This is a genomic window from Phytopseudomonas flavescens, from assembly GCF_900100535.1.
Lineage (GTDB): Bacteria > Pseudomonadota > Gammaproteobacteria > Pseudomonadales > Pseudomonadaceae > Aquipseudomonas > Aquipseudomonas flavescens.
Genome location: NZ_FNDG01000003.1, coordinates 94,185 through 119,088 on the forward strand (window position 1 = coordinate 94,185; position 24,904 = coordinate 119,088).

Annotated in this window: 23 protein-coding genes; 9 read left to right on the plus strand and 14 right to left on the minus strand. The window is 63.9% G+C overall.

What is annotated here, in order from left to right; all coding sequences use genetic code 11:
- Nucleotides 1-117 precede the first annotated feature (117 nt).
- Complete coding sequence (locus tag BLR94_RS04575) at nt 118-1,194, minus strand: aminopeptidase (RefSeq protein ID WP_084303593.1); 1,077 nt, start codon at nt 1,192-1,194, stop codon at nt 118-120.
- 103 nt (nt 1,195-1,297) lie between these two features.
- Between BLR94_RS04575 and BLR94_RS04580 the strand changes: the two genes are divergently transcribed.
- Complete coding sequence (locus BLR94_RS04580; RefSeq protein ID WP_084303594.1) at nt 1,298-1,717, plus strand: PA0061/PA0062 family lipoprotein; 420 nt, start codon at nt 1,298-1,300, stop codon at nt 1,715-1,717.
- A gap of 105 nt (nt 1,718-1,822) precedes the next feature.
- Here BLR94_RS04580 and BLR94_RS04585 read toward each other — a convergent pair whose 3' ends face one another.
- The 4 genes from BLR94_RS04585 to BLR94_RS04600 form a co-directional block, all read right to left on the minus strand.
- Entirely contained in the window at nt 1,823-2,248 is a 426-nt protein-coding gene (locus BLR94_RS04585) for an OsmC family protein (RefSeq protein WP_084303595.1), read from the minus strand.
- Nucleotides 2,249-2,374: 126 nt separating this feature from the next.
- Complete coding sequence (locus BLR94_RS04590) at nt 2,375-3,370, minus strand: LLM class flavin-dependent oxidoreductase (RefSeq protein ID WP_084303596.1); 996 nt, start codon at nt 3,368-3,370, stop codon at nt 2,375-2,377.
- A 161-nt stretch (nt 3,371-3,531) separates the two neighbouring features.
- Nucleotides 3,532-3,753: a DUF1161 domain-containing protein gene (locus BLR94_RS04595; RefSeq protein WP_084303597.1), complete on the minus strand. Its 222-nt coding sequence runs from the start codon at nt 3,751-3,753 to the stop codon at nt 3,532-3,534.
- Nucleotides 3,754-3,863: 110 nt separating this feature from the next.
- A complete protein-coding gene (locus BLR94_RS04600) occupies nt 3,864-4,079 on the minus strand; it encodes a dodecin (RefSeq protein ID WP_084303598.1) in 216 nt (71 codons plus the stop codon).
- Nucleotides 4,080-4,742: 663 nt separating this feature from the next.
- On the opposite strand from BLR94_RS04600, the gene BLR94_RS04605 reads away from it, so the two are divergent.
- From BLR94_RS04605 to BLR94_RS04615, 3 genes are all read left to right on the plus strand, one after another.
- Nucleotides 4,743-5,258: a sigma-70 family RNA polymerase sigma factor gene (locus tag BLR94_RS04605; RefSeq protein WP_042553647.1), complete on the plus strand. Its 516-nt coding sequence runs from the start codon at nt 4,743-4,745 to the stop codon at nt 5,256-5,258.
- On the plus strand, nt 5,255-6,214 hold the full coding sequence (locus BLR94_RS04610; protein ID WP_084303599.1) for a FecR domain-containing protein: 960 nt from the start codon (nt 5,255-5,257) through the stop codon (nt 6,212-6,214). Before BLR94_RS04605 ends, BLR94_RS04610 begins: the two co-directional genes overlap by 4 nt.
- 251 nt (nt 6,215-6,465) lie before the next feature.
- Nucleotides 6,466-8,916 (plus strand): TonB-dependent siderophore receptor, encoded by a 2,451-nt coding sequence (locus tag BLR94_RS04615; protein ID WP_084303600.1) that lies wholly within the window; start codon nt 6,466-6,468, stop codon nt 8,914-8,916.
- Nucleotides 8,917-9,030: 114 nt separating this feature from the next.
- On the opposite strand, the gene tauD is transcribed toward BLR94_RS04615, so the two are convergent.
- From tauD to BLR94_RS04640, 5 genes are all read right to left on the minus strand, one after another.
- Entirely contained in the window at nt 9,031-9,870 is an 840-nt protein-coding gene (gene tauD / locus BLR94_RS04620; RefSeq protein ID WP_084303601.1) for a taurine dioxygenase, read from the minus strand.
- Nucleotides 9,871-9,901: 31 nt separating this feature from the next.
- Nucleotides 9,902-10,717 carry a taurine ABC transporter permease TauC gene (tauC, locus tag BLR94_RS04625; RefSeq protein ID WP_084303602.1) on the minus strand — a complete coding sequence of 272 codons (816 nt, stop codon included), beginning with the start codon at nt 10,715-10,717 and terminating at the stop codon, nt 9,902-9,904.
- Nucleotides 10,707-11,495 carry a taurine ABC transporter ATP-binding protein gene (locus tag BLR94_RS04630; RefSeq protein WP_084303603.1) on the minus strand — a complete coding sequence of 263 codons (789 nt, stop codon included), beginning with the start codon at nt 11,493-11,495 and terminating at the stop codon, nt 10,707-10,709. The genes tauC and BLR94_RS04630 overlap by 11 nt, the downstream gene beginning before the upstream one ends.
- A gap of 72 nt (nt 11,496-11,567) precedes the next feature.
- Nucleotides 11,568-12,551 (minus strand): taurine ABC transporter substrate-binding protein, encoded by a 984-nt coding sequence (gene tauA, locus BLR94_RS04635; protein ID WP_084303604.1) that lies wholly within the window; start codon nt 12,549-12,551, stop codon nt 11,568-11,570.
- A 260-nt stretch (nt 12,552-12,811) separates the two neighbouring features.
- Nucleotides 12,812-13,789: an SMI1/KNR4 family protein gene (locus BLR94_RS04640; RefSeq protein ID WP_084303605.1), complete on the minus strand. Its 978-nt coding sequence runs from the start codon at nt 13,787-13,789 to the stop codon at nt 12,812-12,814.
- 229 nt (nt 13,790-14,018) lie between these two features.
- On the opposite strand from BLR94_RS04640, the gene BLR94_RS04645 reads away from it, so the two are divergent.
- A complete protein-coding gene (locus BLR94_RS04645) occupies nt 14,019-15,389 on the plus strand; it encodes a uracil-xanthine permease family protein (RefSeq protein ID WP_084303606.1) in 1,371 nt (456 codons plus the stop codon).
- A gap of 136 nt (nt 15,390-15,525) precedes the next feature.
- Here the strand turns inward: BLR94_RS04645 and BLR94_RS04650 are convergent, their stop codons facing one another.
- Together BLR94_RS04650 and BLR94_RS04655 are read right to left on the minus strand one after the other, a co-directional pair.
- Nucleotides 15,526-16,173: a YitT family protein gene (locus tag BLR94_RS04650; RefSeq protein ID WP_084303607.1), complete on the minus strand. Its 648-nt coding sequence runs from the start codon at nt 16,171-16,173 to the stop codon at nt 15,526-15,528.
- 45 nt (nt 16,174-16,218) lie between these two features.
- Nucleotides 16,219-16,731 (minus strand): dihydrofolate reductase, encoded by a 513-nt coding sequence (locus BLR94_RS04655; protein ID WP_084303608.1) that lies wholly within the window; start codon nt 16,729-16,731, stop codon nt 16,219-16,221.
- A gap of 131 nt (nt 16,732-16,862) precedes the next feature.
- Between BLR94_RS04655 and BLR94_RS04660 the strand changes: the two genes are divergently transcribed.
- Together BLR94_RS04660 and BLR94_RS04665 are read left to right on the plus strand one after the other, a co-directional pair.
- Nucleotides 16,863-17,966 (plus strand): glycerophosphodiester phosphodiesterase, encoded by a 1,104-nt coding sequence (locus BLR94_RS04660; protein ID WP_084303609.1) that lies wholly within the window; start codon nt 16,863-16,865, stop codon nt 17,964-17,966.
- A gap of 150 nt (nt 17,967-18,116) precedes the next feature.
- The gene (locus BLR94_RS04665; protein ID WP_084303610.1) at nt 18,117-18,899 is read left to right on the plus strand and encodes an IclR family transcriptional regulator; all 783 of its coding nucleotides are present in this window, start codon (nt 18,117-18,119) and stop codon (nt 18,897-18,899) included.
- Between the two features lie 3 nt (nt 18,900-18,902).
- Here the strand turns inward: BLR94_RS04665 and BLR94_RS04670 are convergent, their stop codons facing one another.
- Nucleotides 18,903-20,381, minus strand: a complete 1,479-nt coding sequence (locus BLR94_RS04670) for a class I adenylate-forming enzyme family protein (protein WP_244158080.1) — start codon at nt 20,379-20,381, stop codon at nt 18,903-18,905.
- Nucleotides 20,378-21,400 carry an alcohol dehydrogenase catalytic domain-containing protein gene (locus BLR94_RS04675; protein ID WP_084303611.1) on the minus strand — a complete coding sequence of 341 codons (1,023 nt, stop codon included), beginning with the start codon at nt 21,398-21,400 and terminating at the stop codon, nt 20,378-20,380. Before BLR94_RS04675 ends, BLR94_RS04670 begins: the two co-directional genes overlap by 4 nt.
- Before the next feature lie 151 nt (nt 21,401-21,551).
- Between BLR94_RS04675 and BLR94_RS04680 the strand changes: the two genes are divergently transcribed.
- Nucleotides 21,552-22,259: an enoyl-CoA hydratase/isomerase family protein gene (locus tag BLR94_RS04680; protein ID WP_084303612.1), complete on the plus strand. Its 708-nt coding sequence runs from the start codon at nt 21,552-21,554 to the stop codon at nt 22,257-22,259.
- Between the two features lie 98 nt (nt 22,260-22,357).
- Nucleotides 22,358-24,868 carry a TonB-dependent receptor plug domain-containing protein gene (locus BLR94_RS04685; protein ID WP_084303613.1) on the plus strand — a complete coding sequence of 837 codons (2,511 nt, stop codon included), beginning with the start codon at nt 22,358-22,360 and terminating at the stop codon, nt 24,866-24,868.
- Nucleotides 24,869-24,904: the final 36 nt, after the last annotated feature.

Sequence of the window (24,904 nt, forward strand, 5' to 3'; positions counted from 1 at the left end):
GTGTAATCAATACGGGTCTGGATGTGGGAATGCCGCAAACCCGCCGTGAGCGGGTACGGCCCTTGCCCCGTGGCGCAACGGCCTGCGCCGCGGTGGCACCAGAAACATCAACGGACCCTAATCTCGGACAGCGTCCAGCGCTTGCAGTTGTATAAGCCGTTGCGCGTCGGGCAATGCCCCCAACTCGGCCACCCGGCGATAGAAGGTCGGCCAGTCGCCCCGAGCCTCGCGGAACAGGCTGTCGAAGGCAGCCACCCAGCGGTCGTAAAGGCCGAAGGGCAACAGTTTGGCGTTGTTCAATGGCCCGTTGATCCAGCCATCGTAATAGCCAATCCCCTTCCATTGCGTGGCACGCAGTTGCCGGTACTCATCGCGCAGGCGGTCGAACTCGGCCTGCTTGCCGGCACGCATCGCCTCGGCATCGAGGTCGCTGGCGTAGAGGGTTTCAAGGCGCGCACGACTGGCCAACACCAACTCGCTGAACTGCTCGCGCGGCTGGATCGGCAACTCCCTCGGGGCTGGCAACCCCCGTGCGGCGCGCCACTGGCGCAAACCCTCGCGCTCGACGAAGGTGGCGTAGGACTCGTTGAAGGCGGTCTCGCCCGCCAGGTAATACTGCTGGTGAGCGAGTTCGTGGAAGATCAATGCGACCAGGCGTTCGTCACTCCAACGCAACATGGTGTCGAGGATAGGATCATCGAACCAGCCCAGGGTCGAGTAGGCCTCCACGCCACCCAGGTAAGTGTCCAGCCCCTGCGCATCGAGCAGCGCGGCCGCACCGCGAGCACGGTTTTGCTCATAAAAGCCGCGGTAGGCCACGCAGCCCGCGATCGGAAAACAGTGCAGTTGCGGCTGCAGGGAAAACTCCGGGGTGGCGAACAGGTTCCAGACCACGAACGGCCGTTGCAGATCGGCGTACAGTCGATAGCTGCGGTTGTCCGGCAGGCCCAGTCGCTCGGTGGCGAAGCTGCGTGCCTGTTGGGACAACGCCAGGCGCTGGCGCAGTGGCGGCGCCGTCGAGGGAGCGTCGATCAGGGCCTGTACCGGTTGCCGCGCATGCAACAATTGCAGCTGTCCGCGAGCCAGCTGTCCGTAGTAGTCCAGTGTGCTGCACCCTGTCAGCAGCAGAGCGAACAGGGGAACCGTCGTGCGACGCAACAGGTCGACAAGGTAGAAGCTGCAATGCTGGTGCATGGCCGGTGTCATGTGGGGTAGGCACCCTATCCTACCGCGAAGCAGCAGCGGCTTTCGCGCGATACTGCAGCCTGCTTCGTACCCACCCCACGGGAGCCCCCCGATGCGCCAACCCCTATTGCTCGCCAGCCTGCTGTTGCTGGGCGCCTGCGCCTCGCCCCTGCCGACCGCCGATCCGAATATGGCCTGGGTCGACCTCGAGGGAGAGGGCATCGACCTGCTGATGGCCGAGCGCCTGGATCGCCAGCGTGTCCGTGATGGACGCTACTTTCAGGTCACACCCGGGGCTCACGAGCTGGAGATGAGCTTGCGCTTCGAAGTCAGTGGCGGGGGCGGCACGTCGATGATGTCCGAGCCACAGCAGCTGACCTGCGATATCCGCCTGCGCTATGACGACTTCAAGGCCGGTCGGCGCTATCGCATCGAAGCGCGCTCGGTGGTGATGCGCGGCCAAGCGATCCTATACGACGGCGAGCGCAATGCGCTGGCGCACGGCAAGAATCTGCGTTGTGGGAGCTTCTGATCGGATAGGGCCGTTGACGGTGCGGCACGACCGCGCTGCAACGCCAGCAGCCCGTATAGCCGCGACGGGCGTCGCGGCCGATGTGCAGAGGGACTGGGCAGCCGATCAGGCCTCCAGCACCACTTCCAGGGTGATTTCCGCGTTGAGCACCTTGGAAACCGGGCAACCGGTTTTGGCGGTTTCCACCGCTTTCTCGAACGCCGCGCGGTCGGCACCCGGCACCTTGGCCTTCAGCGACAGGTGCACCGCGGTGATGGCGAAGCCGCCGTCCTGCTTGTCGAGGGTCACTTCGGCCCTGGTATCGATGCTCTCGGCGGTCATGCCCGCCTCGCCCAGTTCCTTGGACAATGCCATGGAAAAACAACCGGCGTGCGCCGCACCGATCAGTTCTTCCGGGTTGGTGCCGGGCTTGTCCTCGAAACGGGTATTGAAACCGTAGGGCTGTCCGGAGAGCACGCCGCTCTGGGTGGAAATGGTGCCCTTGCCGTCTTTGATGCCGCCCTGCCAATGGGCCGATGCTGTCTTTTTCATCTCTACGCTCCTGTTGATGAGGGGTACTGAGTTGAGAGAGGCAGCAGGCAGGCAAGTTCGAGTTTTTTGCCGGGCGCGGTCCGCAGGGTTTCATAGACGCTCGATGGCTGGCGGGCCAACGAGCGATCAACGCAGCCCGGCGAGGATGTCGAAGGCGTGCAGGCGATCGGCGAAGTCATAGTGGTCGCAGGTGAAGATCAGCTCGTCGGCCTGGGTCTGCTCCAGCAGCACCTCCAACCGCGCGCGGATCTTCTCTGGCCCGCCGATCACCGCCATGCCGAGGAAGCTGCCGACGGCATCGCGCTCGTGGGGCAGCCACAGGCCCTCCATCGATGCCACCGGCGGGCGCTGCACCAGGCTCTGGCCGCGAATCAGCGAAAGGATGCGCTGGTAGGCCGAGGTCGCCAGGTACTCGGCCTGCTCGTCGGTATCCGCGGCCATCAGTGGCACGCCGAGCATCACGTAGGGTTCGTCGAGCACTTCGGATGGCGTGAAGGTATTGCGATAGATACGGATGGCCTCGTGCACGTAACGCGGCGCGAAATGCGAGGCGAAGGCATAGGGCAGCCCCAACTGGCCCGCCAGCTGCGCACTGAACAGGCTGGAGCCGAGCAGCCAGATCGGTACCTTGGTAGCGGTTCCGGGCACCGCGATGACCCGTTGGTCCGGCGTACGCGGGCCGAGGTAGCGCTGCAGCTCGGCAACGTCCTGGGGGAAATCGTCGGCGCTGCCGGAGCGCTCGCGACGCAACGCCTGGGCCGTGAACTGATCGGCGCCCGGCGCACGCCCAAGGCCCAGTTCGATGCGCCCCGGATACAGGGTCGCCAGGGTACCGAACTGTTCGGCGATCACCAGCGGCGCGTGGTTGGGCAGCATCACCCCACCGGAGCCCAGGCGGATGGCTGAGGTGCCAGCGGCCAGATAGCCGAGCAGCACGGCCGTCGCAGAGCTGGCGATACCATCCATGTTGTGGTGTTCGGCGACCCAGAAACGCTTGAAATCCAAGGACTCGACGTGCCTGGCCAGGGCCAGGGAATTGTGCAGCGCCTGCTGCGCGCTGCCGGTGTCGCGGATCGGCGCCAGGTCAAGAACGGAGAAGGGAAGTTTCGCGAGTGCAGACATGAGGAAGAACCTTGGCTGTGGATAAAGCCTTGGCCTTATCCGAGTAAAACGGTAGGTCTTACTCTACGCCCCCAACCCGCCACGGGCCAACCCGGCGCACAGGGCAGGCAGCAAAAAGCCGGCTGCACGGAAACCGTGAGCCGGCTTTTCGATCATCGGCATCAGTTGCGCTGGTAGACGATGTCCTTGGTACCACCGCCGCAGCTGCCTACCACTTGACGGTCGGTGACGCTGCCCTTGTCGACGATCTCCAGGGTGTAGGACGCAACGCCCTTGGCCTGGATCTTCGCATCGATCTCGCTCTTCAGCTCTTCGCAATCCTTGGCGGCGAATGCCGAACCGGCCAGGGCCATCAAACCCACTGCAAACAACACTTTTCTCATCACAAACGCTCCCTCGTTACCAATGAACCAGTCCGGGCGCCAAAAGCGGCCCGTTTCAATAAAGCCGCAGATTGCCGTTATGACAAGTCAGCGTACCGCAGCTACCACGGTCAGCTGTTGGCGACGCGGAAGCCGACCTTCAGGGTGACCTGATAATGAGCCACTGCGCCATCGGCGATGTGACCACGGGTTTCGGTGATTTCGAACCACTCGAGATGACGAATGCTCTTGCTGGCTTCGGCCAGGGCATTGCTGATGGCATCTTCGATGCTGGTTGCCGACGAGCCCACCAGCTCGACCTTCTTGTAGGTGTGATGATCCGACATATCCGCCTCCAGGGCTGGTAGATGAAAATGGGCTGGGTGCCCTTACTCAATCAGTCCCCGGAGAACGCAGCTAAGTTCAGGTTTTCGATTGTCATGCCACTGGCGATTGCTCGCCTGGAGTGCCGCAGACCAGGATGAGAATTATTCCTATCAGTTCATGGAGCGAACCTGTCCGCGTCGGTCAACGTCAACAACCTGTTCAACAGGGCGTACTACCTGTCCATGGCAGGGAACAACGTGAGCTACGGTGCGCCGCGCAATGTCATGAACTCTCTCAGCTATACCTACTGACCGGCTCCCTCGCTATGCGTGGGAGCCTCTACAGGGGGTGGCTGTCAGCCATTTAGGGTCAACCCTGTTCCAAAAGACGAGAAGCCTTCCCAGGCTTTCGATCGTTCCCATGCCCCGCCCGGGCATGCATCCCCGGGCGCTCCGCGCTCATTCGATCCGGCTGGGCAGCACAGCTTGATCAGCGTGCTTACTTACCAAGACGGATAACACCTCCAGAAAGGGCCACTTCTTTACCGACTTTGCAGAGTTTCCGGCAGCGTTCTCTTGCTGGGCCATTGGCGATTTGCGCTCACGCCTGTTCCCAAAGGCCTACAGCCCTCCTACAATCGCGATCAATTCTTATCCGCACTGGCGCACGCCAAGGGAGTTTCGGTGTCCAGCGCTCCGCCCCCATCAACGCTGCAAAGCGTCGATACGCTCTACCGCGATCATCACGGCTGGCTGCATGGCTGGCTGCGCAAGCGCCTGGGCGACCGCGAACAGGCGGCGGATATCGCTCAGGACACCTTCCTGCGCCTGCTGCTCAGCGGCCGCCTGCCGAGCATCGACGAAGGCCGCAGCTACCTGACCCAGATCGCACGCAATCTGATCATCGACCAGTGGCGTCGGCAGCGGATCGAGCGGGCCTACCTCGAGAGCATCGCTCACCTCGCAGAACCCGAGTCGCCGTCACTGGAGACCCGCGCCATGGTCATCGAAACCCTGCTGCAGATCGATGCGATGCTCGACGCCATGCCCACCAAGGTACGCGAAGCCTTCCTGCTGTCGCAGTTCGAAGGCCTGACTTATCCACAGATCGCGGAACGCCTGCAGGTCAGCGTCAGCTCGGTGCAGAAGTACATGCTGCGCGCCATCTCGGCCTGCTATCAGGTGCTGTACGCGGAATGAAGCGCGCCAGCGATGCACCCATCCCGCCGGCCATCGTCGAACAGGCCAGCCACTGGCTGATGCTGCACTGGGGCGGCGAACTGGATGCCGAGCAACGCCAGCGTTTCGCAGACTGGCAGGCCTGCGACCCCGAACACCTGCGCGCCTGGCAACGCCTGGAGCGCTTGCAGGGTACCCTGGCTGGCGTTCCCGCCCACACCGCCAGCGCCGTGCTGCGCGAGCAGCCTGACGCACGTCGTCGGCAGACCCTCAAGATGCTCGGCCTGACGCTGCTGGCGGGCGGCAGCGGATACCTGGCCCAGTCGCAGCTACCTTGGCGCGAAGCCATGGCAGATCTGCGCAGCGGCACCGGCGAACGCTTGCAGCGCATCCTCGCCGATGGCAGCCGGCTGGCGCTGAACAGCGACAGCGCGGTGAATGTCCGCTTTAGCGAAACGGAACGACGCATCCGGCTGCTCAAGGGCGAGCTGCTGCTGGAGAGCGGCCATGATGCCGCTCGCCGCCCGCTGATCGTCGAGACCGCCGCCGGCGAAATCCAGGCCCTCGGCACGCACTTCTCGGTGTATGAGATCGACGGCGGCAGCCGCGTCGAACTCTACGAAGGCGAATTGGAATTGCGCCCACGTAGCGCCCCACCCTCCCGTCTGCTCGCCGGCCAGCAACGCTGGTTCAGTGCCGAGCGCGCCACCGCCATTGGCCGGGCAGACCGTAACAGCATCGCCTGGAACGAGGGCCGGTTGATCGCCGAGCGCATGCCGCTGGGGCAATTCCTCAGCGAGCTGGCGCGTCACCGCCCCGGCGTGCTGCGCTGCGATCCGGCAGTCGCCAGGCTGCCGCTGACCGGCGTATTCCCGCTCGCCGATACCGACCGTGTGCTGACCGCCTTGCAGCAATCGCTGCCTGTGCAAGTACAGCGCGTCACCCGCTACTGGGTCACCGTGCGACCGAGAGGCTGACCTCTGCTCGTTCCTCACGCTCCGCGTGGGAATGCCACGTATGGCGCTCCGCGCCTCGAACCATCGGCGACTGCTGAACCTGACGGACGCGGAGCGTCCTGACATGCGTTCCCACGCAGAGCGTGGGAACGATCATCACGTGCATGTCAGAGCAATCAGCAAATAATTTCCACAACCCATTGTCGGTTTCACCCGCTCGCTCGGGATACCTCTTGAACCCAATAAAGACGCATTCTCAGAGGATATCCAGAATGCCGTACCTGCCTGCATCCCACCGCTCGACACTGAGCCTGTCGATCACCCGAGTCCTGCTCACCAGCCTGCTGGCCACCAGCCCCTTGCTGATCGTAGCCAGCGCACAGGCGCAATCGGCCGCCACCGAACAGACCCGCGCCTATGCCATCCCCGCGGGGGATCTCGACCAGGCGCTGAATCGCTTCGCCAGCGAAGCCGACATTCTGCTTTCGGTGGATTCGCGGCTGACCACGGGCAAACGCAGCCCTGGGCTAAACGGCAGCTATTCGGTGGATGCAGGCCTGGCCCGGTTGCTGGCCGGTACCGGTTTGCGACCGCTCAAGGCCGGAGACAATTACGCACTGGAAGCGTCGCAGGAAGGCGATGGTTCACTGGAACTGGGCGCGACCAGTATCAACGCCAGCGGCCTGGGCGAAACCACCGAGAGTAGCGGCTCCTACACCACGGGTGCCATGCGCACGGCGACCAAGCTGGCGCTGACCACCCGGGAAACCCCGCAGTCGGTCACCGTGGTCACTCGCCAGCGTATGGACGATCAGAACATGATCACCCTCGAGGATGCGCTGAAATCCACCCCGGGCGTGACGGTGCAGAAGTTCAGTGCCGTGCGCCCACTGATCTACTCACGTGGCTTTCAGGTCGAGAACCTGATGTACGACGGCCTGCCCACGTCCTATGACGGCGACTTCGTGCCATCGCCGGATCTGGCCATGTATGACCGGGTAGAAATCGTGCGCGGCGCCACTGGCCTGATGCAGGGCGCCGGCACGCCCTCGGCGGCGATCAACATGGTGCGTAAAAGGCCGACCCGCGACACCAAAGTCAGCGTATCCGGCAGCGCCGGAAGCTGGGATAACTACCGCAGCGGGCTGGACGCCTCAAGCGCGCTAAACGATAGCGGCTCGGTTCGCGGGCGTATGGTCACCAGCTACAATGACAAGGACAGCTTCCGTGACGTCGAGTCCAGCGAACTGGGCCTGCTCTACGGCATTACCGAGATCGACCTCGGCGAGCGCACGATGCTGACCCTGGGGGGCTCGTTCCAGAACGACAATAACACCACCACCTGGGGCGGCATACCGGTCGGCCCGGATGGCGGTGACCTGGGGCTGTCCCGATCCACCTACTTCGGCAACGACTGGGAATACTGGGACAAGGACACCAAAGGTGTTTTCGCCGAAATCGAGCATCACTTCGATAATGATTGGAACCTGCGCCTGGCTGCGGTGAAGAACTGGACGACGTCGGATATCCTCGCCTCCTTCGTACGGCCCACCGGCAATACCTGGCAGCAGCGCACCGTCCAGCAGAACTCCACCTACGATCAGACCAGCTATGACGGTTACCTGAGCGGCCCGTTCCAGGCGCTGGGCCGCGAGCATGAACTGGTTCTCGGCGGCAGCTATCGCGAGTCGAGCAAGGAAACCAGCGGCGGTTACGCGCCCAACTTCGGTATTGCCGACCTCGGCAACTGGGATTCAGGCGCGAGACCCAAGCCGGAGAACGTCACTCATACCTACGGCACGCTTACCGAAACCACGCAGAAGAGCCTGTACGCGACCACCCGGCTCAGCCTGACCGATCCACTCAAGCTGATCCTGGGTGGGCGTCTGGATTGGTACGCCTACGATCAGGATATTCGCAACAACCCCAGCGTTCACTACAACACTGCACGCGAAGTGACTCGCTATGGGGGACTGGTCTATGAGCTGAATCCGCAGCACTCGGTATACATCAGCTACACGGACATCTTTCAACCGCAGACGTCGATCACCATCGACCAGAGCCTGCTCGAACCCATTACCGGCAAGAACTACGAAATGGGCGTCAAGGGGGAATACTTCGGTGGCGCGCTGAATGCCAGCGCAGCATTGTTTCAGATCGATCAGGAAAACCGCGGCCGTCTGGTCAGCGATACCGGCTGTAACGGCATGCCCTGCTATGAAGCATCGGGCAAGGTTCGCAGCCAGGGTATCGACCTGGAGCTCAACGGTACTCTCATGCCCAATTGGGAGGTGGCGGCCGGTTACACCTATACGCAGGCCAAATACAAACAGGACAGCGACCCGGGCAATGTCGGGCGTCTGTTCGATACGGATGTGCCCCGACACCTGTTCAAACTCAGCACCTACTACCGACTCCCTGGTGACCTGAGCCGGTGGAAAATCGGTGGTTCGGTATACCGGCAGAACCGCACTTACAACGTCGGAACCTACACCAATACGGCCACTGGCATCACCCAGACGTCACGGGTCGAGCAGGATGCCTATACCTTGGTTGATCTGATGGCCAGCTATCAGGTCAACAAGCATTTACTGACCCAACTGAGCGTCAACAATGTGCTCGACAAGACCTACTACGAAGGCCTGGCCAGCCAGCCTTTCGGTGGTCGAAGCGTCTATGGGGCACCTCGCAATTTCACGGTTTCAGCCCAGTACAGCTTCTAAGCCTGGGTCGCCCCTACACCGTTATCTGTGGGAGTGCGCCATGCGCACGAATCGTGGTCATGGCCCGCTCCCAAGGCTCGAGCTGCCGCTGGGAGCTTATGGCTTGCAGCTGCTTCAAGGCCCGAACGGCCGATCCCCGAGAATCGTCGCACGGTGCATGATGCGCCGCTGCGGGCGGTAGTCGTCGCAGGCATAGTGCTGGATCAGGCGGTTGTCCCAGAAGGCCAGGTCGCCCTGGCGCCATTGCCAGCGCACGCTGAACTCCGGTTTGGCGATCTGCTTGAACAGCATCTTCAGCAGTGCATCGCTTTCGCCGGGTTCCAGCTCGACGATCCGCGTGGTGAATGACTCGCTGACAAAGATCCCCTTGCGCCCCGTCTCCGGGTGCACGCGCACCACAGGGTGCGTCACAGGTGGATTGGCAGCCCGAGCGGCGTTCCATTTTTCCAGTGCCTCGGGCGTAGTGCCGAATCGCGCCAGGGGGAACGACAGGGTCAGGTCATGCACGGCGCTCAGGCCATCGAGCAAGTGGCGGATCGGTGCGGACAATCCCTGGTAGGCGGCCGAGCAACTGGCCCACAGGGTATCGCCGCCGTGGGGCGGAACACGCCGTGCGCTGAGCAGCGAGCCCAGCGGCGGCGCCTGGATGAAGGACACATCGGAGTGCCACAGGGCGTTGTCGCGCAGGTCGTTGAGGTCGGTATCCAGCAGGAGGATTTCCGCCTGGCCCTCGACCTTCGGATAGATCGGGTGGACATGCAGATCGCCGAACATGGCTGCCGCATCGCGCTGTTGGCGCGGTGTCAGCAACTGATCGCGCAGAAACAGCACCTGATGCTCCAGCAGCCCCTGGCGCAAGATCGCGTAGCTTTCGGCATCCAGCGGGCGGCTCAGGTCGACGCCGGTGACGCGCGCGCCCAGGGCCTGGCCGATACGTTCGAATACCATGGTCATAGGTCTTTCTCTATTCGCTCCCGTTCAGCAGTCAGTTCCAGGAGGCGTAGCGCTTCTGCAGCGCGCGCAGGCCGAGCTCGAAGGTCAGGGCGATGCAGGCGATCAGCAGGATGCCGACCACCACCACGTCGGTGGCGAGAAACTGCGCCGCGGACTGCACCATGAAACCCAGGCCCTGGTTGGCGGCGATCAGTTCAGAGGCCACCAGGGTCGACCAGCCGACACCGAGGGCGATGCGCAAACCGGTGAGGATGTCCGGCAGGGCGCTGGGTAGAATCACGTGGCGCACCACCTGCAGGCGGTTGGCGCCCAGGCAGCGAATCGCCTGGATACGCGCCTTGTCGACCCGGCGCACGCCCCCCACGGTGGCGATCAGCAAGGGCGCGAACAGCGCCATGTAGATGAGCAGCACCTTGGACAGCTCGCCGATACCGAACCAGATCACCATCAGCGGCAGGTAGGCCAGCGGCGGGATCGGCCGGTAGAACTCCACCAGCGGGTCGAGGGCGGCATTGAGTGTCGGGTTAAGGCCCATGGCGATGCCCAGCGGCACGGCCGTGACCACCGCAGCGAGCGTGGCAATCAGTACGCGCCACAGGCTGGTGCCGATGTGTTGCCAGAGCGTGGCATCCAGGTAGCCGTCCTGCAGCAGGCCCTCGAGGGCTACCAACAATTGTTCGGGCGCCGGCAGAAAGATCGTGTCGACCCAGCCCAGATGGGTGGCCAGCCACCATAATCCCGCCAACGCCGCCAAGGTAGCGAAGGCGGCTACCCGGCGGCGGTCGAAGCGGATCACGAAACGGCGGCTGCGGTCGTTCAGGGTGTTTTTCAGTGCATCAGAAGGCATGGTCGGCGGACTCCTGAAGGAAGACATCGAGCAGCTCCTGGCGCAGCTCGCCAAAGGCCGGGTCACTTTTGATCGAGCGCACCGACTCGCCAGCGAGGTAACGGCGGGCGAACGGCAGTTGCCGGCGAATCACTGCGCGCGCAGGTGGGCCATCCAGCACGATCAGATCGGTGGCGAGAAACAGCGCCTCATCGACGCTGTGGGTGATCAGGAACAGGCCCTTGCCGGTACGTTTCCAGACGTCGAGCAGCAGCACCTGCATGCGCTCGCGGGTGAGCGCATCGAGGGCGCCAAAAGGCTCGTCGAGCAGCAGAAAATCCGGGTCGACGGCCAGCGCGCGGGCCAGGCCCAGGCGCTGACGCTGGCCACCGGAAAGCTCGGCAACCCGATGCTGGGCATGGCTGGCCAGGCCGACCAGTTCCAGCACCTCCAGCGCTCGCGCATGCCGCTGCGCCTTGCTCAGGCCGCGCAGGCGCAAGCCCAGGGCAACGTTGTCGAGGGCGTTGAGCCAGGGCATCAGGGCGTCATCCTGGAACACCACGCCACGTTCGCCGCCAGGGCCTTGCAGGGTGCGGCCGTCAATCTGCACACGACCACTGTCGAGCGGCTGGAAGCCGGCCAACACGTTGAGCAGGCTGGATTTCCCGCAGCCGGACGGGCCGAGCACGACCACCGATGCGCCCTTGTCGATCTGCAGATCGAAGCCATCGAGAATGACCTGGGAATGACCGCGACGATTGAAACTCAGGCGGGCTCGCTCGGCGTTCAGTCGGCTCATGATGCGTACCTCGTGAAGTAAAAAAACCCCTCCGGGGAGGGGCGAAACGTGGCGTGAACGTAACGCTGGGTATCACTGGGCCTGGCGGACGTACTCGGTGCTCACGTACGCCGAGTAATCCGGCAACACAGCGGGAATGCGTTTCTGCTCCCTGAGGAATTCGGCGGTACCGGCGATATCCTTGGCAGTACCACCGCCGAGCAGGTCGGCGCTGACCTGCTGCTGGGCGTTCGGGTAGGCGGAGCCGGCGAGCAGTTCAGGGATGTCGGCAGCGTTGGCGCCGATCAGCTTGGCGATCTTCTTGGCTTGCTCGGAGTCGGCCGTCCACGTGGCGGCATTGGCCTGGTAGTCGGCGAAGGCGTCGAGTGTCACGCCAGCGAATTTGGCCAGCACGTCGGGATGCTTCTCGGCGAAATCCTTGCGGGCGACCCAGACTTCGAAGGTCGGCGCGCCCCACTTGCCCACTTCGGCAGCGTCGGTCAGCACCTTGCCGTCACGCTTGATTTCACCCAGAGCCGGCGACCAGACGAAGGCACCGTCGATATCGCCACGCTTCCAGGCGGCATTGATCTCGGCCGGATTGAGGTTGACGATCTTCACCTTGCCCGGGTCGATGTTCCAGTGCTTCAGAGCACCGAGCAGGCTGTAGTGGGAGGTGGACACAAACGGCGTGGCAATGGTCTTGCCGACCAGTTGCTCGGGTTTGTCGATACCACTGCCGTTGCGCACCACCAGCGCTTCGGCGGCATTGATCTGCGCCGCGACCAGGAAGGCCACCAGCGGCAGTTTGCGCGACGTTGCAGCGGCCAGGGGGCTGGAACCCAGGTTACCGATCTGCACGTCACCGGAGGCCAGGGCAGTCACCACTTCAGGGCCGGCGTTGAAACGCCGCCAGTCGAGCTTCTGGCCAATGGCCTTTTCATAGGCGCCGTCGGCCTGGGCGACCTTGGATGGATCCACGCCGGTCTGGTAGCCGATCACGATGTCGGCGGCATGGGCCTGAACAGCGGTTGCCGCAGCGACAGCGAGCAGCAGGGCTTTGATGGTTCGTTTCACGTTCGACTCCTCGCAAGTGGCACCGCTGCGGTTGATCCCAGGTGCCGAAGCGCCGTCTGGCGCTGTTGCGAGAAAAATATGGTTATAAGAAATATCTTTCCAATAACATTTAATGATTAGCTTAGAGCGGCTTCGATCCCGCCGCGAGCCAGAGCGGCGGCGGCGGTGAAAAGCCGGCAGCGGACAGCTTTCAGGCAGGCATGGTTAAACGAAGATGGGTGCAGTACAGGGCTGGCATGAGCCTATGCAGCCCTGCCCCCTCAGGTCACGGCAACAAAGCTACGCAGGCGCTCGACCAACTGCCCCCGGAAATCCTCGCTGAACACGATGCCGTGCCTGCTTTCGATCAGTTCCCGGGCGTTGAAGCGCGCCGTGAACCAGTCTTCGACGAAACCCGGTGCATAGCCGCAGGTGCTGAAGCCGCGTCCGCCGAAGGCGATCATTGGCGAGTAGGCCTCGAGGTATTGCTGGCGGCGCTCGACGCGATGGCGGTACTGGTAGACCCAGAACTGCACGTCGTACAGCAGGTAAGACAGTGGGTCGGCATGCAGGGCGAAATAGCGTTTTTCCTCGAGCAGTTGCAGGGCGATCGCGCGGACGGCTTCGCCGATGCGCGGGAACGGTGGGAAGTCGTCCAGCAGCGGCGCGAGCATTTCGGAAAACTCGCCCTGGGTCACCCGGCGCAGGTCTTCCTGGAAGTCCTCCTCGGCGGTATCGAACGCCTCCTCGCTGACCAGCCCGCGCACGAAGGTCTCGAAGTCCCTGGCCAGAACGGTGATGTGGTAGTCGCCCTCCTGATCAACATGCACCACCTGTGGCTCGCCCTGAGGACCGCAGGCGCGGTAGTCGAGAGCGACCATGTCGTGGCCGGCGGACGGGCAATCGCAGATGTACACGCCGATATCCGGGTAGCCCCACTCCTCCATCATGAAACGGCTGCCAAGTTCACCGCACAGGGAATACCGCTTGTGCCGCCCGATGCTGAGGAAACCGGTGATGGCAGCATGGTCCTCGGCCCATGAGGTCGGCTCCTCGGTGGGGAAGCAGCACCTGTGCGGCGTACCGCCGTTGTGCCGCCGCATGAAGGCGACATAGGACGCAGGCAACCGGTAGCCGAGTTCCGCTTCGAGCTCGGCGACCAGAGCGTCGCTGGGCGGCACATCGGTGAATTCCTTGCGTGCGTAGGCGCTGTCGTCCCAGAACGCCTGCAGGTCGATATCGTCCGGGAAGCCGCTCATGCCACGACTGCCTGTGCTTTCCCGGCCCACGGGCCGGCGGCTTTCGATATGTTGATCATGGGTGCTCCTTGTCTGCCGGGCGTTGGTCTCGGTCGGGCGTCAGACTCACCTCCACGATGGAAGGTTCGCCCCCCGCCGCTGACCATCTTCTCATTCGGCCTGGCGAATGCCACTTGGGATTGCCTCGGTCAGGCAGTAGAATCCGCCGCTTTTCCAGGCGGCGACGACCATGCAACCAGGTGATTCCCAGCGTAGCGGCGAACTGATCTATGGCCTAGAAGACCGCCCGCGTCCGCTGGTGGCCGTCCTCGCCGCACTGCAGCATCTGCTGGCGATCATCGTGCCGATCGTCACCCCCGGCCTGCTGATCTGCCAGGCCCTGGGCGTGTCGGCCCGTGACACCAACCTGATCGTTTCCATGAGCCTGGTGATCTCCGGTATCGCCACCTACGTGCAGTGCCGGCGCTTCGGCCCGCTGGGTGCCGGGCTGCTGGTGGTACAGGGCACCAGCTTCAACTTCGTCGGCCCGCTGATTGCCGGCGGCGCGCTGATGGTCAAGCAGGGCACGCCGGTAGAGGGCGTGATGGCGGCGATCTTCGGCGTGGTGATCGCCGGCTCGTTCATCGAGATCGGCATCTCGCGCATCCTGCCTTTCGTGAAGAAACTGATCACCCCGCTGGTCACCGGCATCGTCGTGCTGATGATCGGCCTGACGCTGATCAAGGTCGGCCTGATCAGCATGGGGGGCGGCTACGGCGCCATGGCCAACGGCACCTTCGCCAACGGCGAGAACCTGCTGCTGTCCGGCGTGGTACTGGCCGTCATCGTGGTGCTCAACCGCATTCCCGTGGTGTGGATGCGCAGCTGCGCGATCGTCATCGCCCTGCTGGTCGGCTATGCCCTGGCCGGTTACCTGGGGCGCCTGGATTTCACCGGCATGCACCAGGCCGAGCTGTTCCAGATGCCGACGCCCCTGCACTTCGGCCTTGGCTTTTCCTGGAGCCTGTTCATCCCGATGCTGGTGATCTACCTGGTGACCTCCCTGGAAGCCATCGGCGACGTGACCGCCACCAGCAAGGTGTCCAAGCAGCCCGTCGAAGGCCCGCTGTGGATGCAGCGGATCAAGGGCGGCGTGCTGGTCAACGGCGTCAACTCGCTGCTGGCGGGCGTGTTCAACACCTTTCCCAGCTCGATCTTCGCCCAGAACAACGGCGTGATTCAGCTGACCGGCATCGCCAGCCGCCACATCGGCGTGTGGATCGCCCTGATGCTGGTGATTCTCGGCCTGTTCCCGGCAGTGGCCGGGGTCATCCAGGCGGTACCGGAGCCGGTACTCGGCGGCGCGGCCATGGTGATGTTCGGCGCCGTGGCGGCCTCGGGTATCAACATCCTGGCGGGCATCGACCTGGATCGCCGCGCGCTGCTGATCATCGCCGTGTCCCTGGCCCTCGGCCTCGGCGTGTCGCAGGTGCCGGAGTTCCTCGCCCACATGCCGGCGGCGCTGCGCAATGTGCTGGAGTCCGGTGTGGCCACCGGCGGCATCTGCGCCCTGCTGCTCAACTGGTTCCTGCCGGAAAGCCCCGCCAAGATCGAGCGCTGATCGCGTCGCAGGCACCTGCAGGAGCACCGCCTTCGGCGCGAATCAATTGCGCCAGCAGCCTGGTATCGGTGCCGCCTGCACCATTCGCCACGAGGGCGCGGCTCCTACAAATCCGTGATTTCACCCGAGGTCGCTATCAGCTCACGCCCATGTAACGACCGGCGCGGTGATTGATGGCCAGCACCATGTTCAGTGCCACGGCACCGAGTACCGACAGGGCGACCTTTTCCGGGGCGACGACGAAGATCGACGCCAGCACGATGGCGGCGTCCACCCCCATCTGCACGGCGCCGGCGCGCAACCCGAAGCGCTCCTGCAGATACAGCGCGAGGATGTTCACACCGCCCAGGCTGGCACGGTGACGGAACAGCATCAGCAACCCAAGGCCCATGGCGAAACCGCCGAACAGCGCGGCATACAACTCGTTGAGCGCCGCCAAGCCGACCCAGTAGGGCGTCAGCTCGGCAAGCAGTGACACCAGGCCGACCGCACAGACCGTACGCAGGGTGAACGCCCAGCCCATGCGCCAGATCGCCAATAGGTAGAACGGCACGTTGAGCAGGAAGAACACTGCGCCGAATGGCCAGCCCGCCAGGTACTTGAGGAGAAAGGCCAGCCCCACCGTGCCACCGGTCAGCAAACCGGCGTGGCTGTAGAAGGTGATGCCCAGGGCGACCATCGCGGTGCCGAGGACCAGCGCCAATGCATCCTCCCAAAGCGGGTGACGGACGAAGAAGTCGGCAATGGTTACCCGCTCGCCGGAGTCTGGGGTAGGGACACTCATGCTGCGGTGCTCTCACGGGATGCCAAGAACTGAGCCGAATAAAAACTAGCGGCGTGCCCACGTCTCAAAAACAAGGGCCGGTTCAGAATCCGTTGCCGGATGATCTGCATGCTCAATCCGCTGCCACTGGGCATCGTCGAACTCGGGAAACCAGGCATCCCCCTCAGGGCTAATGGCAATCCGAGTCAGGTACAGACGATCAGCAATCGATAGCGCCTGTTGATAAAGCTGGGCGCCGCCGATCAGCATCACTTCGTCGACACCCTGCTCACGAGCCCAGGCTTCGGCACGCTGATGGGCAGCTTCTACCGTAGCGAAGACTTCAGCACCATCGAGTCGCAGGTCCACCTGGCGACTGACCACCAGGTTGAGCCGCCCAGGCAGCGGACGACCAAGGGAATCCCAGGTCTTACGCCCCATGATGATTGGTTTGCGGAGGGTCTTGACCTTGAAGTGCTTGAGGTCGGTCGGCAGATGCCAGGGCATCTGGTTATCGAGGCCGATCACGCGGTTTTCCGCGAGGGCGGCGATCAGGCAGAGAGGGAGTCGAGTCGTCATGGCGGCGAATATAACAGAGCCCCCGTGCCGACCACAGCTGGCAGACTTGCCGCACTGTCATCGCCACGCCATCTTTGTCGGTGCAGGCTGTTGGAAAACCACCGGCCACTGTGGCCCAGGAGAGATGCCCGATGCCCCTAAGCCAGCCCCGTCTGTTATTGCTCGGCGCCCTGCTCGCGGTGCCCTTCGCGGCAAACGCCGATACCCCGGCAGCGCCCGCCGCCAAGCGCGCCGACGATGGCAAACCGCTGATCATCGCGCACCGTGGCGCCAGCGGTTACCTGCCCGAACACACCCTCGCCGCCTATGCGGTCGCCGTCCTGCAAGGCGCCGACTACGTCGAGCTCGACCTGGTGATGAGCAAGGACGGCCAGCTGTTCGCCCGCCACGACAACGAGCTGGGCCTGACCACCGACGTGGCCAGGCACGCGGAGTTCGCCGACCGCAAGCGCAAGGCCAGTGTCGATGGCGCCGAGCTCGAGGGCTGGTTCAGCGAAGACTTCACCGCGGCCGAACTCAAGCGCCTGCGCGCCATCGAGCGGATCCCCGATATCCGCCCGGGCAATACCCGCCTCGATGGCCAGTTCGAGATCCCCACCCTGCAGGAAATCATCGACCTGGTGAAAGCACTGCAGGTCAGCCAGGGCCGTGAGATCGGCCTGTATATCGAAACCAAGCACCCCCAGCATTTCGGCCAGCTGGGCCTGAACATGGACAAGCCGCTGGTCGACATCCTCGCCCACAACGGTTATCGCGATGCCAAGGCACCGGTGTATATCCAGTCGTTCGAGGTGAGCAACCTGAAAGCGCTACGCCAGCTCGGTTCACTGCGCCTGGTGCAGTTGTACGGCAAGGGCCAGCCCCATGACCAGGTCGTGCAGGGCAACCCGCTGACCTATGCACAGATGGCCACGCCTGCCGGGTTGCGGGCAGTCGCCGAATACGCCAATGGCGTCGGCCCTGACAAGGGTTACGTCATCCCCCGCGAGGCGGACGGCAGCCTGGGCGAACCGACACGTTTCGTCGCCGACGCCCATGCCGCCGGGCTGCTGGTGCACCCCTATACCTTCCGTGCCGAAAACCAGTTCCTGCCCACAGAGCTGCAACGGGGTAGCAGCCCCGCAGAGCGCGGGGATATCGACGCGGAGGTGCGTGCCTTCCTGGCCACCGGCATCGACGGCCTGTTCATCGACCAGCCGGATATCGCCGTGCGCCTGCGCCTAAGGCCGGATTAGCCGCACAGCGGCCTGATCCGTCAGGCATCGGCGGCGTCTCTCCGCCATGCTGGCCCTGAGGGCAATCACGGGCGATACGCACAAGGCTTCACCGCAATCGCGATCACCGTTACCCTTAGCGCCCAGCTGAACGTACCCGCCAGGACACCCATGGATAGCTCACACGCCCCTCTCGAACCAACCGGCAAGGAAAAGACTGCCAACGACGGGCGAGTGCAGGTCATCGATCGCGCGGTGCTGCTGCTCAGGACCCTTTCCAGCCTCAAGCAGGGCGGCAGCGCGCTGGAGCTGGCACGCCTGACCGGCATCGACCGCACCACCATCCACCGCCTGCTGAAAACCCTCGCTCACTGGAAGCTGATCGAGCCGCAAGCCGGTAATTATCGTATCGGGCCGGAGAGCCTGATCTACTCCACCGCCTACCTCAATCGCCTGAACCTGCGCCGCATCGCCCTGCCCTACGCCATCGAGCTGCAGCGGGTGATCGACCGCCACCAGGCCATCGTGTCGATTTCCATGCCGGTAGGCGATGAGGTGGTACTGATCGAACGCATGTGGACCCCTTCGACACCGCTCAACGTGATCGTCGACCTGGCGGATCAATTTCCCATCGAACGTGTTCCCAGCGGCCAGGCGATCCTCGCCACCTACAGCGACCCGGCCGTTCTCGAACTGCTCGGTAGAACCCGCCACGACGAGGCCTTGCCGATCCTGCAACGTATCCGCGGGCAAAGCGGCTTTTCGTTCGGCGACAGCGTGTTCAAGGCCGGGCTGACCTCCGTCGCCTATCCGGTTCTCGGCAAGCATGGCCAGGCGGTCGGCGCACTGGTGGTCGCGGGGCTGGAAATGGCCGACGAGATGACACCCGATTCGACCCTGGCCAGCCATGTGCGCCGTGCCTGCGAGGGGGTTTCCGCACAGCTGACCGCCTGAGGCTCAATCCAGCAGCTCCAGCAAGCGCTTGCGCTGCACCTTGCCATAGTGCGAACGCGGCAACTCGGCGACGAAAAACAGCTGCTTGGGTACTTTGAAGCGCGACAACTGGGCACGACAATGCGCCAGCAATTGCTCGCGAGTCGGCTCTCCGTGCGGCACGATGGCAGCGCAGACGCGCTCGCCCCATTCTTCGTCAGGCAGGCCGAAGACATGCACATCGGCCACCTGCGCATGCGCCTGCAGGCATTGTTCGACTTCGCTGGGCTGCACCGACTTGCCACCGCTGCGAATGGTGTCCTTGCTGCGCCCCAAGACCCGAAACAGGCCACCGGCGAGCATCACGCCCAGATCGCCGCTGCGCAGCCAGGACTCGTGCATCACACTCGCGCTCAGCTCGGCCTGACGCCAATAGCCACGCATCAACTGCGGCCCGGCGAGAAGGATTTCGCCGACGCCCTGCTCATCCGGCTGGTGGATGCACATGCCCGCCGAGAACACTGGCCTGCCGACCAGGCCCTCGACTCTTTCGCCGCGGTGGCGTGCCTGTGCCAATTGCGCGGGCGGCAGGTAGCAGCTCCAGGGGGCCTCGGTCATGCCGTAAAGCACGCCAAGGCGTTCGCCGAACAGTCGCGATGCACCCTCGAAAACCTCGGGCGACATCGCCGCGGCGCCCACATCGACGCACTTGAGTGCCGGCAGCCTGGCGGGCTCCGAACCGCTCTCGCGCAGAAGGCGCAACAGCTGGGTCGGCACCAGTGAGGTGAAGGCCGCCTGCTGGTGCTGTAACACGGCAATGAAATGCTTCGCTTCGAACCGTCCGGCCAGTAGTACACGGCCGCCGCTGAGCAGATGCCCGAGGACCGCCACCGCAGCGATGGGCCATAACGGCCGCACGTTGACCAGCACGTCGCCCGGCAACGCACCCCGTGCCATCACGATGTTCTGCAGTACCGCCACCAGCGTGGCATGGCTGTGCATGACGGCCTTGGGCTTGCCGGTAGTGCCGCCGGTATAGCTCAGCGAGGCCAGCTCGTCTGGCGCCTGGATAACGCGACGTCTGCCGCACGTGACAGGGTATCCGGCGATCCGGGCCAGGGGTTCGCAGTGAATGCCCTGCGCGCTCAATGCGTCGGCAGTCGCCTGGTGCTCGGCCGAGAACAGCAGGAGCGCCGCCCCGGCATCGCGCACTTGCGCCAGCAGCTCGGCGAGGGACAGCGAACCGTCCAGCGGCACCCGGACGCGGCCGCTGGCCATGATGCCGTAGTCGGCGAGCAGGTAATCGATGCTGGCGTCGGCGAGCAGCGCGACCCGTTCACCCGGGCCGATCTGCAGCGTTTGCAGCGCCTGGCCGACGGCCAGCAGCGCCGAGTCGAGTTCGGCGAAGCTCAGCGTACGACCGCTGGACACTTCGCGCAGCGCTTCGGCATCTGGCCATTTGTACGCTGCCTGGGCGAACAGATTACCGATATCCACACTCACCACCCACTCATGACGATACGCCCGCTGACCTGCCGCGCATCCAGCAGGGCATGGGCGCGGGCGACTTCGGTGAACGGCAGAACGCGGTCGACCAGCGGACGAACCTGCCCCGCCGCGATCATCGCCAGGGCACGGCGCAGGTCTTCCAGGGTCGCACTGCCCGAGCCCTGAACGGAGATGCGTCGGCCGATCAGCAGGCCAGGGGCGATGCTCACCTCACGGCCCTCGACATTGCCCAGCACCACCACTCGCCCCCCCATGCCCATGGCGCGCAGGGTATCGGGCAGGGTGTGGCCGAGGTTTTCCATGGCGACATCCACGCCCTGTTTACGGGTGCAGATCCAGACGTCTGCGCTATAGCCCTGCTCACCCGCCACGATCACCTCGTGCGCGCCCAGCGATTGCAGGAAGTCGCGTTTTGCGGCGGTGCCGGTGGTGGCGATCACATGGGCACCGAGTGCCCGGGCAATCTGAATCTGGTGTGCACCGAGCCCGCCACTGGCGCCGTTGATCAGCACCCGCTCGCCTGGCTGCAGACCGGCCAGCGTGAGCGCCCGCACGCTGGTGGCAATCGGGCAACAGGCCAGGGCGGCCAGGCTGTAATCGAGGCCATCTGGGAGCACCACGGCCGATGCGGCCGGTACGCACAGATACTCGGCATAGGCGCCTTCCGTGTCGATCGAGGGCAGGCCCAGGGCGCGGCACAGATCCTGACGGCCGCGTGCGCACTCACGGCACGTGCCGCAGAAGCGTCGCTGATAAACCACTACCCGGTCACCCACGGCAAGATGGTTAGGCCCCTCGCCAAGCTCGACCACCTCACCCGCCACCTCATGACCGAGCACCACGCCAACCGCCGCCCCCGGCAAGCGTCCGGCTCGATGCATGAGGTCATGGTGGCAGATACCCGCCGCGTGAATGCGGACCCGTACTTCGCCAACTTTTGGCCGGGGATCGGGTCGCTCTTCGATCTGCAGTTGCTGCGGACCTCCGAAGCCTTTTAGAACTATCGCTTTCATCTTTTATAACCGTTTCGAAGCCACTGATAATTTGTTCATATAGAAAACATATTGTGCGAATTATGCACATTGATTTAAGTTTTCCTCACTTTCACGCAGAGCTCAAGTGGCAATGCGAATTTCCCTGGCATCTTCCTCCTGGCCTGAATACATGACAGTCGAATACCAAATGGTGGCTGATGGCGTACTGCTGATCACCCTGAACCGCCCGGAGCGTCTGAACGCGCTCGATAGCGAAGGCAAGTCGCAACTGGCTGCCGCATGGGAGCACGCCGAGCGCAGTACCGAGATACGTGCCGTGGTCATTCGCGGTAGTGGAGAGCGCGCGTTCTGCGCCGGGTCGGATCTGAAAGAGATCGAAGCGACCGGGCGTACGGTGAGTACCGAGGCGCTGGCGCGCGCCCTGCCCGGGGTCGGCCGCCCATTCAGCAAACCGGTGGTCGCAGCGTTGCATGGCCACACCCTGGGGCTGGGCATCAGCCTGGCGATCCACTGCGACTTCCGTATCGCCCGCCACGACACACGCTTCAGCTTCCCGGAGGTCGGCCATGGGCAACTGTCCGGATTCAGCGCCATTACCCTGCCCGGCCTGATCGGCGAGGCCGCGGCGCTGGATATCCTGCTCAGCGCGCGCGCCTTCGACGCCACCGAGGCGCTGCGTATCGGCCTGATCAACCGGGTCGTGGATGACCCCTGGGCAGAAGCGCTGCAGCTGGCCACCCAGCTGGCCGCGAAACAGTCGACAAAGGCCGTGCAATGGAGCAAGCGCCTGTTGCTGGCTGACCGCCACGAACGGCTGCAACGCCACCTCGCACTGGTCGACCAGGCACGCATCGACGTCATGAAACCGAGCCCATAACGATAACCATCTGCCTACATCGCGCTTCGCCACCAGTACTGCCAGGCACACCCACCAACAGGAAATGGTCAGCGGCACCGCTTCTCAGGAGCCTCACCATGTCTCGTCCGAACAGAAAATTCCGCCCGACAGCCCATGTACTGGGGCTGGGCCTGCTGGGCCTTTCGGCCAGCGCAAGCGTGTCGGCTGCGCAACCGGCGGCAAGCGATGCCGCCCTGCAGACCGTAGTCGTCACCGGCGCCCGCGACAGCGGTCGTACCGTAAAGCAAAGCCTAGCGCCGATCGACGTCATCAGCGCCGAGGATCTGCAGCGCTCCGGCAAGCAGAACCTGCGTGATGCGCTCGCGGCGTCAGTGCCGTCCTATACCAACGCCGCCGGTTTCACGGGCGGTACCGGCCTGTCGGTGAAGTCCGCGACACTACGTGGCCTGGGCGGCAACCACGTGCTGGTGCTGGTCAATGGCAAGCGCCGCCATACCACCTCGCTGATTTTCACCCAGACCGCGGCCACCGCCAGCGGCCAGTCGCCGGCTGACCTCGACCTGATTCCGGTCGCTGCGGTCGACCACATCGAGGTGCTACGCGACGGGGCGGCCGCCCAGTACGGTTCGGATGCCATCGCCGGCGTGATCAACATCATCCTCAAGGACAATGATTCAGGCGGTAGCGCCAGCGCGCTGTATGGCCAGTACAAGGAACGCGTCGGCAGCAAGGGTGGCTTCGGTGCTCGCGGTCAGGGGCAGATCAATCAAGGCTTTGCCCTAGCCAATGACGGCTTCCTGAGCCTCAGTGCCGATATTGGCATTCAGGACAATTCCAACGTCGCGGGAGCGGTACCCGCCAGCACGCGCATCTACAACCCAGTCAATGGCCAGCCCGATCCGCGGGAGAATGGCCAGAGCCGCTACCGGCAGATCATGGGCCAACCGCGTTCGCAGACCTACAACTTCGGCTACAACCTGGAACTGGCGCTGAACGACGCCTTCAGCCTCTACTCCTTCTCCACCCTGAGCCACCGCAACTCGACGAGCTGGGGCACCTACCGTACCGCCAACTCGCAGCAGAACATCCCCGAGGTCTACCCGGACGGCTTCATTCCACGCTTCGTGGTCGAGGAGGACGACGTTCAGAGCGTGGTCGGCGTGCGTAACGATGACCTGTTCGGCTGGAAGCTGGACCTGAGCACCAGCTACGGCCGCAACGACGCCAACATCCGCAACGAGAAATCCCTGAACCCGTCGTTCGGTGCGGACAGCCCACGCAATATGGATGGCGGCCACCTGATCGCCAGCCAGTGGACCAACAACCTCGACCTGACCCGCGCCTTCGACACTGGCCTGTTCGCCAAGCCGCTGAACGTCTCCACCGGTCTGGAGTTCCGTCGCGACGGTTTCGAGATCAAGGCCGGCGAATACGCCTCCTACGCGGACGGCGGCTACGTATTCCCGGTCGGCCACCCGCTGGCAGGTAGAAGCCCCAACCCCGGCGCTCCCGGCCTGGTGGGCTTCACCCCGGATGACGCACACAACTACTCGCGTACCAACACCGCCGGCTATCTGGACTTCACCCAGAGCGTGACGGACAAGTGGGATATCAGCCTGGCTGGCCGCTTCGAGCACTACAGCGATTTCGGCGACACGCTCAGCGGCAAGCTGTCGACCCGCTATGCCTTCGCCCCGACGTTTGCCGTACGGGGCACGCTGAGCAACGGTTTCCGAGCACCCTCGCTGCAGCAGCAGTACTACTCCTCGTCACTGACCGCCTGGCGCACCAGCCCGCTGACCGGCACTCTCGAGCAAGCCGTGACCCGTTATGTGACCGTCGACGATGCTGCCGGCCAGGCATTGGGCTCCAAGCAGCTGAAGGCCGAGAAGTCCGCCAACTACAGCATCGGTTTCGTCGCCACCCCGAACGACAACCTGGATATCACCCTCGACCTATACCAGATCGATATCCACGATCGCATCCTGCAGACCAGCAACCTGCAAGGCGCTGCGGTCTCCACCATCCTGGCCAACAACGGCCTGGATCCGGAGCAGATCGTGTCCTATTTCGGCAACCTGGCCGACACCCGTGCCCGCGGCATCGACCTGGTGGTCGACTACCGCTACGACCTGGGCGCCTACGGCAAGACCCGCTGGACGCTGCTCAGCAACCAGAGCCTGCACAGCGTGGAAAAGGTCAAGGAGCCCGAGGCCCTGGCCGGTACCGGCATCAGCGCGGTGGGCCGTGACCGCATCGGCAACCTGACCACGGCCTACCCGAAGAACGTCACCTCGCTGACCACCGCCTGGCAACTGGGTGACGTCGACATCACCCTGAAAAACACCCGCTACAGCCGCGTGACCGGGCGCAACCAGATTGCCGCCAGCCGCGACGAGGAAATCCGCGCCGCCTTCATTACCGACCTGAGCCTGGGCTACTGGCTCAGCGACGCGGTGAAAGTCACCCTGGGCGGCGAGAACATCTTCGACCGCCGGCCACAGCAGCTGAACGCCGAAGCCAAGCGTTTCTACTTCTCGCCAACCGATGACCCGACCTATAGCTGGTATTCGCCGTATGGCAACGAAGGCGCTTACTACTTCGCCAAGGTCGACGTCAGTTGGTGATTCCCGCAGCGCACGCCGCCCGCGGGCGGCGCGTCC

Coding starts and splice junctions, on each gene's coding strand:
- BLR94_RS04575 (WP_084303593.1), bottom strand. CDS start 1,194: ATGCACCAGCATTGCAGCTTCTACCTTGTCGACCTGTTGCGTCGCACG.
- BLR94_RS04580 (WP_084303594.1), top strand. CDS start 1,298: ATGCGCCAACCCCTATTGCTCGCCAGCCTGCTGTTGCTGGGCGCCTGC.
- BLR94_RS04585 (WP_084303595.1), bottom strand. CDS start 2,248: ATGAAAAAGACAGCATCGGCCCATTGGCAGGGCGGCATCAAAGACGGC.
- BLR94_RS04590 (WP_084303596.1), bottom strand. CDS start 3,370: ATGTCTGCACTCGCGAAACTTCCCTTCTCCGTTCTTGACCTGGCGCCG.
- BLR94_RS04595 (WP_084303597.1), bottom strand. CDS start 3,753: ATGAGAAAAGTGTTGTTTGCAGTGGGTTTGATGGCCCTGGCCGGTTCG.
- BLR94_RS04600 (WP_084303598.1), bottom strand. CDS start 4,079: ATGTCGGATCATCACACCTACAAGAAGGTCGAGCTGGTGGGCTCGTCG.
- BLR94_RS04610 (WP_084303599.1), top strand. CDS start 5,255: ATGAAGCGCGCCAGCGATGCACCCATCCCGCCGGCCATCGTCGAACAG.
- BLR94_RS04615 (WP_084303600.1), top strand. CDS start 6,466: ATGCCGTACCTGCCTGCATCCCACCGCTCGACACTGAGCCTGTCGATC.
- tauD (WP_084303601.1), bottom strand. CDS start 9,870: ATGACCATGGTATTCGAACGTATCGGCCAGGCCCTGGGCGCGCGCGTC.
- tauC (WP_084303602.1), bottom strand. CDS start 10,717: ATGCCTTCTGATGCACTGAAAAACACCCTGAACGACCGCAGCCGCCGT.
- BLR94_RS04630 (WP_084303603.1), bottom strand. CDS start 11,495: ATGAGCCGACTGAACGCCGAGCGAGCCCGCCTGAGTTTCAATCGTCGC.
- BLR94_RS04640 (WP_084303605.1), bottom strand. CDS start 13,789: ATGAGCGGCTTCCCGGACGATATCGACCTGCAGGCGTTCTGGGACGAC.
- BLR94_RS04645 (WP_084303606.1), top strand. CDS start 14,019: ATGCAACCAGGTGATTCCCAGCGTAGCGGCGAACTGATCTATGGCCTA.
- BLR94_RS04650 (WP_084303607.1), bottom strand. CDS start 16,173: ATGAGTGTCCCTACCCCAGACTCCGGCGAGCGGGTAACCATTGCCGAC.
- BLR94_RS04655 (WP_084303608.1), bottom strand. CDS start 16,731: ATGACGACTCGACTCCCTCTCTGCCTGATCGCCGCCCTCGCGGAAAAC.
- BLR94_RS04660 (WP_084303609.1), top strand. CDS start 16,863: ATGCCCCTAAGCCAGCCCCGTCTGTTATTGCTCGGCGCCCTGCTCGCG.
- BLR94_RS04665 (WP_084303610.1), top strand. CDS start 18,117: ATGGATAGCTCACACGCCCCTCTCGAACCAACCGGCAAGGAAAAGACT.
- BLR94_RS04675 (WP_084303611.1), bottom strand. CDS start 21,400: ATGAAAGCGATAGTTCTAAAAGGCTTCGGAGGTCCGCAGCAACTGCAG.
- BLR94_RS04680 (WP_084303612.1), top strand. CDS start 21,552: ATGACAGTCGAATACCAAATGGTGGCTGATGGCGTACTGCTGATCACC.
- BLR94_RS04685 (WP_084303613.1), top strand. CDS start 22,358: ATGTCTCGTCCGAACAGAAAATTCCGCCCGACAGCCCATGTACTGGGG.